General features: G+C 53.3%; 13 protein-coding genes. 9 read left to right on the top strand and 4 right to left on the bottom strand.

Features of this window, described 5'->3' with window-relative positions; all coding sequences use genetic code 11:
• The first annotated feature begins 277 nt into the window (after positions 1-277).
• Positions 278-748: an AlbA family DNA-binding domain-containing protein gene (locus tag EKD02_RS04445; protein ID WP_126383944.1), complete on the top strand. Its 471-nt coding sequence runs from the start codon at positions 278-280 to the stop codon at positions 746-748.
• 90 nt (positions 749-838) lie between these two features.
• A complete protein-coding gene (locus EKD02_RS04440; RefSeq protein ID WP_011890453.1) occupies positions 839-2119 on the top strand; it encodes a hypothetical protein in 1281 nt (426 codons plus the stop codon).
• Here EKD02_RS04440 and EKD02_RS04435 read toward each other — a convergent pair.
• Positions 2098-3114, bottom strand: coding sequence for an NAD-dependent epimerase (locus EKD02_RS04435; RefSeq protein WP_126342239.1), 1017 nt, complete (start codon positions 3112-3114; stop codon positions 2098-2100). The two genes, EKD02_RS04440 and EKD02_RS04435, sit on opposite strands and share 22 nt — an antisense overlap.
• A 203-nt stretch (positions 3115-3317) precedes the next feature.
• On the opposite strand from EKD02_RS04435, the gene EKD02_RS04430 reads away from it, so the two are divergent.
• From EKD02_RS04430 to aroB, 7 genes are all read left to right on the top strand, one after another.
• Positions 3318-4766 carry a circularly permuted type 2 ATP-grasp protein gene (locus EKD02_RS04430; RefSeq protein ID WP_126383941.1) on the top strand — a complete coding sequence of 483 codons (1449 nt, stop codon included), beginning with the start codon at positions 3318-3320 and terminating at the stop codon, positions 4764-4766.
• Between the two features lie 27 nt (positions 4767-4793).
• A complete protein-coding gene (locus tag EKD02_RS04425) occupies positions 4794-5903 on the top strand; it encodes an alpha-E domain-containing protein (protein WP_126383938.1) in 1110 nt (369 codons plus the stop codon).
• Positions 5900-6718, top strand: a complete 819-nt coding sequence (locus tag EKD02_RS04420) for a transglutaminase family protein (RefSeq protein WP_126383936.1) — start codon at positions 5900-5902, stop codon at positions 6716-6718. Before EKD02_RS04425 ends, EKD02_RS04420 begins: the two co-directional genes overlap by 4 nt.
• Positions 6719-6867: 149 nt before the next feature.
• Positions 6868-7995 carry a tRNA guanosine(34) transglycosylase Tgt gene (tgt, locus tag EKD02_RS04415; RefSeq protein WP_011890458.1) on the top strand — a complete coding sequence of 376 codons (1128 nt, stop codon included), beginning with the start codon at positions 6868-6870 and terminating at the stop codon, positions 7993-7995.
• Positions 7988-9292: a 30S ribosomal protein S12 methylthiotransferase RimO gene (gene rimO / locus EKD02_RS04410; RefSeq protein ID WP_126342237.1), complete on the top strand. Its 1305-nt coding sequence runs from the start codon at positions 7988-7990 to the stop codon at positions 9290-9292. The genes tgt and rimO overlap by 8 nt, the downstream gene beginning before the upstream one ends.
• A gap of 105 nt (positions 9293-9397) precedes the next feature.
• Positions 9398-9991 (top strand): shikimate kinase, encoded by a 594-nt coding sequence (locus EKD02_RS04405; protein ID WP_011890460.1) that lies wholly within the window; start codon positions 9398-9400, stop codon positions 9989-9991.
• Complete coding sequence (aroB, locus tag EKD02_RS04400; protein ID WP_011890461.1) at positions 9988-11085, top strand: 3-dehydroquinate synthase; 1098 nt, start codon at positions 9988-9990, stop codon at positions 11083-11085. Before EKD02_RS04405 ends, aroB begins: the two co-directional genes overlap by 4 nt.
• On the opposite strand, the gene EKD02_RS04395 is transcribed toward aroB, so the two are convergent.
• The 3 genes from EKD02_RS04395 to EKD02_RS04385 form a co-directional block, all read right to left on the bottom strand.
• Complete coding sequence (locus EKD02_RS04395; protein WP_011890462.1) at positions 11063-11872, bottom strand: type III pantothenate kinase; 810 nt, start codon at positions 11870-11872, stop codon at positions 11063-11065. The genes aroB and EKD02_RS04395 overlap by 23 nt on opposite strands.
• Positions 11865-12380 carry a hypothetical protein gene (locus EKD02_RS04390; RefSeq protein ID WP_011890463.1) on the bottom strand — a complete coding sequence of 172 codons (516 nt, stop codon included), beginning with the start codon at positions 12378-12380 and terminating at the stop codon, positions 11865-11867. The genes EKD02_RS04395 and EKD02_RS04390 overlap by 8 nt, the downstream gene beginning before the upstream one ends.
• Positions 12381-12482: 102 nt before the next feature.
• A complete protein-coding gene (locus EKD02_RS04385; RefSeq protein ID WP_011890464.1) occupies positions 12483-13349 on the bottom strand; it encodes an alpha/beta fold hydrolase in 867 nt (288 codons plus the stop codon).
• Between the last annotated feature and the right edge of the window lie 59 nt (positions 13350-13408).

The raw sequence follows: 13408 nt of genomic DNA, 5'->3' as shown, positions 1-13408 counted from the left end.
CGATAACGATAAGGTACGAGATTCTACAGAAGTGAGCAACCCGCCTCTTTTTTCGTGCTTTACAAAGCACTGGTGGGATTATTATGCAAACGGGAAAACTTTGTGTTTGATGGTTTCAATATAGGATGTCCCCTAGTTTCCTGGTTTTTGTCTTTTCTGTGACTTCTCTTTTGCTTCTTGCTTTTATTGGCCTTCATGTGTATGATGAAAGTAAGCCTTCCGGTATAGGCATTCATCGCCGGACGGAGTTCCAGTCAACCTGAGACGGAGGAACACCATGAACTTCATCCGCCGGCCGGCTTCTGCTTCTCCCCTCCTTGATATTGTTTCCAGAGGGGAAGGTCTCTATACTGAATTCAAGCTCAAGGTGCATTCTCCTCCGAAAGTGGCCAAACCCATTGCCGCCTTCGCCAACACCCTTGGCGGCACCATGCTGGTTGGCGTTGATGACGATGGCAGTATCAAAGGGATACATAGCGAAAAAGAGGCGCTTGAAATCATCCATGAGGCCGTCAGGCATCACATCGACCCGATTCCCGACATCAGCGCCTATGTGGAGATTTTCCGGAAGCGGCTGGTGCTGGTCATCATTGTCCCCGAAAGCACATCCAAACCTCATGTTCACTGCAAAGAGCCCATTGAGGCTGGCTGCGGAACTGAAGGGAGCATAAGAAAAGTCTACATCAGGGAAGGAAGCCACAGTAGAGCTCTTGCTGATGGGGCAGACAAAATTGACTGGAAAGAATAAACACCGTGCATATATAACGCACATAAAAAAACCACAAAAGTATATATTGTCTGTATAATAGGCGGTCCCACCCCTAAACCCTTACAGACAATGAAACCCATCTGCATCAACGGCTACTGCTTTGACCGCATTCACCTCTGGGTACAGTACCACAAGAGCATACCCCTCTTCATTGAAGTCGTCGTCGAGGTCTTTTACCCGAAACACCGTCAGGCTGAGGGTCTGGTCATGTTCAACCACGGATTTCTCATTGGGAACGACCTTCTTTACTACCCAAAAAAAATCCTCGGTGCCTTCCTCAACGACAATCCTCTTTTCGGCATCAACCCTTCGTATTATTACAATTACAGCAGTGCTGCTGCCGATAACAACTGGGCGATTGCGTTCATCAGTGCGTCCCACTCACAGGGAACGGGCCTCCCGGCGATTGACATCGGCGGCAATCCGAGAGTTGGCCAAGAGGCCTATGCTGCTGCATCCTATCTGATCAAATACGGAGCAACTGATTTGTTTTACCGGGAAGATGAGTGCGGCAGGAACCAGTTGTTTTTTGACTGCAGCCTTCCCGGGAAATCCCGTTTCATGACATCCAACAAGGTTATTTTTGCCGGCCACTCGGTTGGGGGAGCACACGCCCAGGCAGCAGCATGCGGTTTTGATGAGCTGAAGAAGATTGGAGGAAAAACCGGAAAGCCCTTCAACCCTATCATTTATGACCGGGAGTTTCTGCCGGTTTCATCGGAGCCCCTCTCAGAGTGGGAGCCGGCACACAGGGCCTCACCGGTCGGACTGCTGCAGCTCTCACCGGTTGACCAGTATTTTCCCCTCGTAGCCCCGGGAATGCAGCCCTACAGAGAGGCGCTTTCAGTGAAGCCGATGCCTATTGTGATGGCGGTTGGAGAGTGTGACTGCCCGAGCCTCCTCAGCTCAACTCCCCCTGCCTGGCAGGAAAATACCGATAAACCAACGCAATTCAAGCAACTGGCACCAGCCGGAGGAAATTCCTGGGCCGTGGCGGCAAGAATAGCAAAAGGCAGCCATTGTGGCTACCTGACTGAACCCGACACTCTCTGCCAGGTAAGCGACAGCGAAAAAGAGTGCAATCTCTGCCCCGGCATTGCACCCTACCCGCCGGACGGGGATGAATCAGCCTTCACGACTGAACTCTTCAGGCGCTTTATCGCGCTGAATTCCAAACGCAACGAAGGAAAAGGCAGTCGCAACGAATGGCTTACAAGCCCGTTCATCTCCTGGCTGAATAAACAGAGCCCGGACGGAACAGTGAAACTGCTCCCGTTCAGGAGCGGGCAGTATATTGACTATGCAGGGGCAGAAACCATGCAGAAAGCTCAGGGTGCGGGAATTCCGTAGTATTCCCGGTACCAGACCACAAACCGCTTGATTCCTTCGTCAACGGAGGTCTGGGGCTTGTACTGCACATCCTCCATGAGTTGTTCCACATCGGCGTAGGTATCTGGCACATCGCCCGGCTGGAGCGGCAGAAACTCTTTTTCGGCTGTTTTTCCAAGCTCGCGTTCAAGGGCGCCGATGTAATCCATCAGCTCAACCGGTTTGCTGTTGCCGATGTTGTAGACTCTCCATGGGGCCCGGCTTGAACCAGGATCAGGCTTCAGGCCTGACCAATCAGGATTGGGTTCTGCAACATGATCAAGTGTGCGGATGACCCCCTCAACGATGTCGTCAATGTAGGTGAAGTCCCTCCGGTGCTTCCCGTAGTTGAACACCTTGATCGGCTTTCCCTTGATGATGGCATCGGTGAAAAGGAAAAGCGCCATGTCGGGCCGTCCCCAGGGGCCGTAGACGGTGAAGAAACGAAGACCTGTGGTCGGAAGCTGATACAGGTGGCTGTAGGTATGTGCCATCAGCTCATTGGCTTTCTTGCTGGCAGCATAGAGGGAAAGTGGATGATCAACATTGTCATGCACGGAAAACGGCATAGTTTCATTGGCCCCATACACGGAGCTTGATGAGGCGTAAACCAGATGCTCCACCCCGTTGTGGCGGCATCCCTCAAGAATGTTGGTAAAGCCGAGAATATTGCTCTCAATGTATGAATGGGGGTTGATGAGCGAATACCGCACACCGGCCTGAGCCGCCAGATTGACAACACGGTCGAACCCCCCTTCAGCAAACAGCTCCTCCATAGCCTTGCGATCGGCCAGATCCATCTTCACAAACCGGAAGTTCTCCTGCCCGGTCAGCCTCTCAAGCCGTGCCTCTTTGAGCGACACATCGTAGTAGTCGTTCATATTGTCAATTCCCGTCACCCGGTCGCCCCGCTCCAGAAGCCTGCGGGAAACATTGGAGCCAATAAAACCGGCAGCGCCGGTAACAAGTACTTTCATTAGTGCTGAGTTCTGAGTTCTGAATGATGAGTTCTGAATCCTTATACATATATAAAAACTAATCCCCGTGCCTGCAACCTCCCGACCACCTTTCTTCCATTATGTAACTTTTTTAGGCGTTAAATCTTTTTTTCCATAAAAAATTAAGGTATATAGCGGAAGGGCTATAAAAGCCCCTCCCGGCAATATGTAAAACGACGGATATGAAGCGTTTCTTTGACGGCTACCATCCTGAAGCGAGCCGTTTTTTTGATGAAGTCATGACAGGGGAAGGTTCCCCCCGCCCCCATTACGACAAACTGCTCAGCCGCTTCGGGCAGTTTTCCGTTGACGACATCAAGGCCCGCCGTGAGATGGTCAACATCTATTTCCGGAATCAGGGCATTACCTTTACCGTCTATGGACTTGAAGAGGGCATAGAGCGACTGTTCCCCTTCGACCTCATTCCCAGAGTGGTGCCCTCAGAAGAGTGGGCGCTGATAGAAAAAGGTCTCACCCAGAGAATCACGGCACTCAACCTCTTTCTGCACGACATATACCACACCCAGAAAATCCTGCGCGACAAGGTCATCCCCCCGGAGCTTGTTCTGGGCAGCCCCCATTTCAGGAGAGAATTCGTCGGAATCACACCGCCACGGGGAATTTATATCCATATCACAGGCAGCGACATCATCCGCGATGGCGAAGGGAACCATCTCGTTCTGGAAGACAACCTGCGCACGCCGAGCGGCGTCTCCTATATGCTGCAGAACAGGCAGGCAATGAAACGGGCCTTTCCCGTTCTTTTTGAGAAATACAAGGTCCGCCCTGTTGAAAACTACCCTCAGGAGCTGCTCCGCACCCTCCAGGAGGTTGCCCCGCATGGACGAGGCAATCCCAATGTGGTTGTCTTGACTCCGGGCATTTACAACTCGGCCTATTTCGAGCACAGCTTCCTTGCCCGCCAGATGGGTGTTGAGCTCACTGAAGGCCGAGATCTCGTTGTCAACGACAACATGGTCTACGCCCGCACCACCAGAGGACTGGAACGGGTCGATGTCATCTACCGCAGAATTGACGACGACTATATTGACCCGCTGATGTTCCGTCCCGACTCAAAACTCGGCGTTGCCGGCCTCATCAACGCCTATCGAAAGGGCAATGTCACTCTGGCAAATGCAATCGGAACGGGCATTGCCGACGACAAGGTCATCTACAGCTTCGTACCGAAAATCATCCGCTACTATCTCGGAGAAGATCCCATACTGCAGAATGTCCCGACCTGGCTACCGGGAAATCCGTCTGACCTCAAATACATTCTCGAACATCTTGACACGCTTGTGGTCAAAGCGGCAAACGAATCAGGCGGTTACGGAATGCTCATCGGGCCCGAATCAACTACCGAGGAACAGGAGCGGTTCGCCGAACTGATTGTCAAGAACCCCCGCAACTACATAGCACAGCCGACCATCTCCCTGTCGCGTCACCCCAGCCTCTTCAACGACTCGGAGCTTTACGGCTGCCATATTGACCTTCGTCCCTATGTCCTGAACGGAAAAACCACAACCATTGTGCCTGGTGGCCTTACCAGAGTTGCCCTGAAACGGGGCTCTCTTGTGGTGAACTCCTCACAGGGCGGAGGCAGCAAAGACACTTGGGTTGTTGATGAATAAACACACCATAAACTCCACTGCCACGACATGTTAAGCCGCGTTGCCGAATCACTGTTCTGGATGAGCCGCTATGTTGAGCGGGCCGAAAACACTGCGAGGTTTCTTGATGTGAACTTCAACCTCCTGCTTGATCTCAACCGGATCACCCCCACAGAGAACCCCGACTGCTGGATTGCGCTGACCGTTGCCACCAGCGACCCGGAAAAGTTTGAAAGCCTGTATGGAGAATACAGCGCGCGGAGCGTCACCGACTATCTGGTATTCAACCGCAGCAACTCAAACTCCATCATCTCCTGCATTGGTCTTGCAAGGGAAAACGCCCGCAGCATCATTGAAAGCATTTCAAGTGAAATGTGGGAACAGATCAACAACCTCTACCACCTGCTGCAGACAATGCGGCCGGAAAATGTGCAGAACGACCCCTTCAGCTTTTACCGCGAAATCAAGAATGCCTCGCACCTTTTTCAGGGTATTACCGACAACACCATGGCACGAAGCCAGGGATGGGACTTCATTCAGGTTGCCAAATATCTTGAACGGGCAGACAATGTCACCCGTCTCATTGATGTCAAGTACCATATGCTTACCCCTCAAACCAGCAGAGAGGCAATTGGGCTCATCAGCTCAGTCGACATCATCCAATGGATGGCCGTCCTGAAAAGCTGCAGCGCGCTTGAAGCATTCAAGAAAGTTCATCTTTCACGCATCAAACCCGAGAACATTCTGGAATTTCTCATTCTCGATAAAACATTTCCGCGTAGTATCCATTTTTCCATCGGTGCGGCAAAAGAAGCCCTATGGCGGCTCTCGGGAAACTCAACCCAGAAAAACCTCTCCAATTCCGACAGACTGATAGGCAAAATGGAAGCCGAGCTGAGCTACACCACCGTTGAGGACATTATGGAACGAGGGCTGCACGATTATCTTGGCGACATCAAACAACGGCTGCAAAAAGCAGGCGAGCAGCTGCATCTGGTCTATTTTGCGTATCATACCCCTGAAATCGAACCGCAGGACGAGAGCAAGGCGCTCCCCTTCACGGGAGTTGCAGGCGGACGGGCAAACTGGAGCCAGGCACAGCAGCAACAACAGCAACAGTTCTCCTTACGGAAAAACCGGGCAAGGAACAACGCATGATACTCAAAGTAGAACACCGTACGCTGTTCGCCTACAGCCGCCCCATTTATGAAACCGCCACCGAAGTGCGGCTTCACCCCGACAGCAGCCAGAACTCTTCACAGCGCTGCAGCAGCTTTACGCTTGACATTGAACACACCCCAACCATTTTTGAATACACAGACTTCTACGGCAACAAAGTCCACCATTTCAACATCCTGCAAAGTCATGACAGGGTCAGCATTCTGGCCACATCCATTATTGAAACAGGCAAAGGAACCCCGCTCTCTTCAGATAACGAAGCGATTCTGCTTATGGACTTCTCCGCCGAAAGCCGCTTTGTGCATTTCGATCCTGCCATCCGCGAGTTCACCTCCTCCTTCTCCCCCAAAATGCCCCCTCTGGCCCTTGGGGAAGCGATCTGCCGGAAAATCCACGACTCCTTCATCTATGAACCCGGCGTCACCGATGTTCACAGCACCAGTGCGGTTGTGATGGCACTGGGACGCGGTGTATGCCAGGACTTTGCACACATCATGCTTGCCGCATGCCGCAGCCTTCAGATTCCCGCCCGTTATGTCAGTGGCTACCTTTTCGGCGGCAGCACCCCTCTTGGCCACGAAGAAGCATCGCATGCATGGTGCGAAATTTACGGCGGCCCCGAAACCGGATGGGTCGGAATGGACCCCACCCACAGCTCACTCTTTGTCGATGAACGATACATCAAAATCGGCTCAGGGCGCGACTATGCCGATGTTCCGCCTGTCCGGGGAACATGGAAAGGCAATGCCGAGGAGACCCTCAGCGTCTCAGTCAAACTCACCGCCATCAGTTAAACCCCCATCAGCCCTCTTTCCTTTTTTATTTCTCTCCTCTGAAGGTTACCTTCATGGGGAGGCAAGGATATTAGTGAACAGTAAAAAAGCACCAGGCACTAAGAACCGAGCACTGAGAACTGAGCACTTCCATTCCCTTACCCGGTTTCATGAACTTCCGCCTTCTTCACACCGACACGAACACAGCTGCCCGTTGCGCAGAGCTCTACACTGACCACGGAACCATACCGACACCTGTATTCATGCCGGTAGGCACACGGGCAAGCGTCAAATCGGTGGAGCCGCATGAGCTTAAGGAACAGCAGGCCCATATCATTCTGGCCAACACCTACCACCTCTACCTCAAGCCCGGAAACGCCATCATGGAAAAGGCCGGAGGAGTGCACCGGTTCATGAACTGGCAGGGCCCTCTGCTTACCGACAGTGGCGGTTACCAGGTCTACTCGCTTTCCGAGCTCAGGAAAATCACCGAAGAGGGGGTCACCTTCAAATCGCACCTCGACGGCAGCATGCTGCAGTTCACCCCCGAAAATGTAGTTGACACCCAGCGCATCATCGGCAGCGACATCCTGATGCCGCTTGATGAATGCCCTTCCTCCACCGCTGAGAGGGAGTACATACGCAAATCGGGAGAGATGACCATCCGGTGGGCAGAACGGGCAAAACAGCACTTCAGCCTCACCAGGCCGCTCTACGGCCACGGCCAGATGCTCTTCGGCATAACCCAGGGAGGAACCCACGCCGACCTGCGCACCATTTCGGCAAAAGCTCTTGTCGATCTCGACTTCGATGGCTATGCAACCGGTGGCATGGCAGTCGGAGAACCGGCAGAAGAGATGTACCGGATTCTGGAACTCTCCCACACCCTGCTTCCCGAACACAAGCCCCGCTACCTCATGGGGGTCGGCACGCCCGAAAACATCCTCAACGCCATAGAACGGGGTGTCGACATGTTCGACTGCGTCATCCCGACCCGCGAAGGGCGGAACGGAAGGGTCTATACCCGGCATGGAAAAATGAATCTGCGCTCCGCAAAATATTCAGAGGACTTTTCATCCATTGACGAAGGGTTTGACAACGATGTCTGCCGGAATTATTCCCGAGCCTACATCCGCCACCTTCTGAATGTAGGAGAGATTCTCGGGCTCAAACTCTGCACCCTGCAGAACATCTCCTTTTTTATGTGGCTGACCCGAACCGCCCGCACCCAAATCCAGAATGGATCGTTTCGTGAATGGAAGGAGAGTTTTCTTGAACAATACAAACGCAATGACTGAACAATCCAACAGGGTCTTTCTGTTGAGCCTCGGCTGCTCGAAAAACACCGTCGACTCTGAACGGCTGATGGCACAGGCAGAAGCAGCCGGGGTTGTCTTCACAGAGAGCGCCAGTGATGCCGAAACAATCATCATCAACACCTGCGGCTTCATTGCCGACGCCAAAGAGGAGTCCATCAACGAAACGCTTGCCGCCATCACTGAAAAAGAGAGCGGCCGGGTCCGGAAAATATTCGTCATGGGCTGCCTCCCGGAACTCTACCGCAGCGAACTGCAGACTGAACTTCCTGAAGTCGATGGATTTTTCGGCACCCGCGAACTGCCCGCCATACTTACTGCCATAGGGGCACGCTACCGCAGTGAGCTTCACCTCCACCGTTCCCTTACCGCGCCCGGACACACCTCATTTCTCAAAATCTCCGAAGGGTGCAGCCGAAGCTGCTCGTTCTGCTCCATCCCCAGAATCCGCGGCCCATACATCAGCCAGCCCCTCGACCAGCTCCTCCGCGAAGCCCGGCTCCTCCAGGAGAAAGGGGTTCAGGAACTCAACATCATAGCGCAGGACATAACCCTTTACGGCGTTGACCTCTACGGGCGTCAGATGCTCAACGACCTTCTCCTCCGCCTCTCCGACATGGCGTTTCACTGGATCCGTCTTCTTTACGCCTATCCGCTGAACTTCCCGCTTGAAGTGATTGAGACCATGAGCCAGAGAGGAAATATATGCAACTACCTCGACCTCCCGCTCCAGCACTGCAATGACAGGATTCTCCGCTCCATGAACCGCGGCATCACCAAAGAGGGAGAACTTGCGCTTATTGAGGCCATTCGACAGAAAAACCCCGACATCCGCCTCCGCACAACCATGATTGCCGGGTATCCGGGTGAAACACGGCAGGAATTTGAGGAACTGCTGGAGTTTGCCGCAACCGTCCGCTTTGACCGACTCGGATGCTTCTCCTACTGCCACGAAGAATTCTCACCGGCATTCGCACTCGAAGACAGTGTTCCCGAAGAGGAAAAACAGAGCCGCACGGCTGAGCTTATGGAACTTCAGGAAGGTATTTCAGAAGAGAAAAACAAGCGACTTGAAGGGAGGGAAATCGCCGTCTGCATTGATCGGATTGAGGAAAACACTGCATGGGGCAGAACCGAGTGGGACGCCCCCGAAGTTGACAATGAGTGTTCGCTTGAAGGCGCCGGCCACACCATTGCCCCCGGATCGTTCTGCCTTGCCCGCATTGACGGCAGTTCCCCCTACGAACTCTTCGGCACCGTCCTGAAAGTGCTGGAATAGCCCCCCTTTCCAGTCGGGGCTTTTCGTCGTTTTTCGCTATATTTGTTCCAAAACCGGCAAGCCAGATAAAACCCCCGGAACCCCGAAGAGACCTAAACAGCAGTCGTGGAAAAACAGCACTCACTTATTTTTCTGACAGGATTCAGCGGATCGGGCAAATCCAGTATAGGGCCGCTTCTGGCAAACTCCCTCGGGTATGACTTCATTGACATTGACAGCGCAATTGAAGAGCAGGAAGGTAAAACCATCACCAGAATTTTTGCCGAAGAGGGAGAAAGGGCATTCCGGAAACTTGAACAGGCAATGATTGCCACAATCGCTGAAAGAAAAGAGATGGTTGCCTCTCTGGGAGGCGGGGCGCTGGAACACACCCCGACATTTGAACTGATAAGCACCACAGGCACCCTTGTCTACCTGAAATCTGATCCGAAAAATCTGGCAAAACGGCTTTTCCATAAAACAGACCGCCCTCTTCTCCGGAGCAGCGGCACAGAAAAACCTGATCGGGAAGCACTGGAGCGGAACATCTCCGCAATTTTAGAAAAAAGATCACCGCGATACGAATCCGCAGCCATCACTGTCTACACCGACCAGAAACGGATAGGTTCCACAGTTGAAGAACTGACAAGGAAAATAGAGCGGTTCGTCCGCAAACAGAGCTCCATAGAGCAAAACGACCAACACAAAGACAGACCATGAGCTCAATAGTTGTTGCAACACCTGCCACCGCCGGACTGGGAGAACTGTTCAGAACACACAAGCTTTCAAAAAAAACCGTTGTACTTTTTGACGCAAACACGAAGCGACTGTTTGGAGAGGACATTCTTCAAACCCTCCACAACGAAGGGTTCCGCACTCTGGAACTGGTAGTGCCGGCCAGGGAAACCTCCAAAAGCCTCACCACTGCCAACCGTCTCTACGGCAGCATGATTGAAGCCGATGTCGACCGGAGCTGGAACCTTATGGCAGTCGGGGGAGGCGTTGTGGGCGATCTCGGCGGCTACATTGCAGCCAGCTACTACCGCGGCATTCCAGTCATTCAATTCCCCACAACCCTGCTTGCCATGACCGACAGTTCCATAGGCGGGAAAGTGGCAATCAATCACCCGCTCGGCAAAAACCTGATCGGGTTCTTTCACCTGCCGGAACTGATCCTCATTGACCCCTCACGCCTCAAAACCCTTCCTTTGCGGGAGATATACTCCGGCATGGCCGAAGTGGTCAAATACGGATTCATTGCCGATGCCGCATTCCTTGCCCTGCTTGAGGAGCACTTCACAGACATCGTCGCCCTCCAGGAGCCCTGGCTGAGCGAAGCAGTCCGGAAAAGCGCGGGAACGAAAGAAGATGTGGTACGGCGGGACTTCAGGGAAATGAACGGTCTGCGCGCAACTCTGAACTTCGGTCACACCTTCGCACACGGATTGGAAAAAAGTGCAGAGTACCGCCATATCGGCCACGGAGAAGCAGTCACCATCGGCATGGCATGCGCCCTCATCCTCTCCCGGGACCTCGGATTCCTCAACGGGCAGGAGTGCCAGAGGGGGCTCAATCTCATCAACCGGTTCCGCTTTCCCAAAGGGCTCCTGAAAAAACGCTTCCTTGCAATTGATGGCCCCACACTGCTCCACAACATGCTTTCAGACAAGAAAAAGCTTGACCGAAAGCTCCGGTTCGTCTTGCTGAAACAACTCGGAGAGGCTTTTCTCCATGAGAAAGATGTGGATGACACGCAGGTTCTTGATGCAATAGAGAAGGCAAAAGAGTTCTTCAGCCTGAAGCGCCCCGATTGAGAGCAAACAGGTAACGGGCACCATGGAGAACAGCATGCTCGTCTATTCTCCATGTACCATCAAGCAGCCGGGCAAGAAGCGGCGCATGACCCCCGGTAGCAATGACCCTAACCTCCTGTTCACCATGCTCATCTTCAAGCCATCGGGTGATTTTTGAAACCAGCCCCTCAACACCCGACACACATCCCCAAACAACTCCGCTTTGAATGCACTCCCGGGTTGAATGGCCAAGAATCTCCCCCGGCAGAGTCACCGCCACCCTTGGCAGACGGGCAGTACCGGAATGAAGCACATCGGCCATCAGCTCCAGACCGGGCATGATGATGCCGCCCATATAGCGACCGTCTGAACCCAGCACATCAGCCGTAATGGCCGTCCCGACATCCAGCGCAATCACTGCCACCGATTCCTCCATCATTGAAGCACGGGCACAGAGGGCTATACGGTCAGACCCGAGAGCTCCAGGAGGATCATAGGAAAGGAGAAAAGGAAGCCGCAGTGACGCATTCACCCTCATCACCTCTCTATGGAGAGCGCCCTCAAGCCACTCTCCTACCGCCCGCTCCGCAGTAGGGACCACACTGCTTAAAACAGCATCGCAGAGGCCGGGAAAGCGGGAAAGAAAGGGAAGAAAAAGGGGAGACACCCCACCCGAAGAAATGAGTTCACTGGTTGCCCCCCTCAGGAAGGCAACCGGTTCATCACCTTGAAACACAGCTGCCACCAGAGTGGTATTGCCAATCTCGACAGCGAGCAGAAGATTGCCCTCCCTCAACCGCTCACTCATTCGCCTGCAGCTTCGCCCTGAGGCCGGTACCCTCACTCAAAAGCTCAATGAAGCGGTCGAACCCCACAAGCTTTCTGGTCACAAACAGCGAATCGCTGAGAGAATTGCGCGAAGCCACAATGAAAATTTTTGCCGGCGGATTGTAGGTGATGCTCTCCTGGCGGACAGCGGTAATCTCCGTCAACAGAAAAGACTTTTCAGTACCCGTGCGGTCAAGATAGCTGAGAGTGCTGCCGTCTATTTTCACTGAAGCCCCATCCTCTCCATGTTCTGCGGCAAAACGGGTATTGTAATACATGGGCCCCCCAAGGGTAACAACAAAGAGCACAAGCATCATCCCGGTTTTCCAGAAACACCCCAGATTGATTGCATAGGTGAAGCGGCCGAAACGGAAAAAAAGCCCCCACCCGAGAGCAAGCAGCAGCATGCTCAGAAACCAGGTCACATAATAGTAATAGTCCAGCCAGAGAGCCGGATAGGGCATGGGATAGTGAAAAACCTCAGCCATGGCACAGAGAGTTACATTGGAGATACACAGTCAAAAGGCAAACCGCTTGTGAATGTAGCAATAAAAATAATCCATAACCCAGCTATTACAAACAGCAATAGCTCACATCATTCTCAAGAGGAACTTCCGCATAGCCCCAAGGAACACCTCCGGCTGCTCCTCATGCGGCAGATGGGCGCAATCGGCAACAACCTCGAGAACTGAATCCTGAAGCTCTTCAGCAAGGCGCACGCTCTCCTCAACCTTGACGGTACGGTCAGCTTCACCGGTCAAAACAAGCACAGGCACACTGATTGAACCAAGCTGTTCATCAAGATGAAGATGGTGGGTTTCAAGAAACACCTCCCAGAACCCCCTCGGCCAGTTCCCCTGCATCATGTCCCCCCTATAGGCCGCAATCGTCCCGGCGCTCAACCTTGCGGGATCATTCCAGAAACTCAGCAGCAGGCGGTCAAAAAACTTATTGATCAGCAGGCGCATCAACCGGGCAAAAAGAGGGCTTGCCGCCTTCAGAACCGGCTTCATCACAGAGGGCACTCCGCTCGCCGCATAGGCGCTGTAAATCATGGCATCCACAAACACAAGCCCCGACACCCTTTCCGGATGGCGAAGGGCTGTAAGCATGGCCAATGTTCCCCCCGTTGAATTACCGACAAGAATCGCCTTTTCAATACCCAACACCCCCAAAAACTCATCAATCATGTCGCTCTGCGCCTCAGGCGCATAGCTCACAGCGTTCTGCCTTGAAGGCACTGGTCGTGAAGTGTTCCCGAAAGCCGGACGGTCAAGAACCACCACCGTCCCCATTTCCGACAGCGGCCCTGCAACAGAACGCCATGAACGCATACTGAGGAAGCTCCCGTGCAGAAGCAGCATGAACGGCCCCTCCCCGCTCCCCATCATCCGATAGTGCAGACGAAACCCCCTGCACTCAGCAAAGCGGCTCTCTGCATTATAGAGATCAATCATAGACATATCCTTTCAATGCAACATTTTAGAGTTGGGGACACTCATGACTGAGTGTACTT

Origin of the sequence: Chlorobium phaeovibrioides (genome assembly GCF_003968655.1) — a bacterium.
In the GTDB taxonomy this organism is placed as follows: domain Bacteria; phylum Bacteroidota; class Chlorobiia; order Chlorobiales; family Chlorobiaceae; genus Chlorobium; species Chlorobium phaeovibrioides.
Note: the sequence above shows the minus strand (reverse complement) of the source record. Positions and strands in the feature narration are given on the sequence as shown.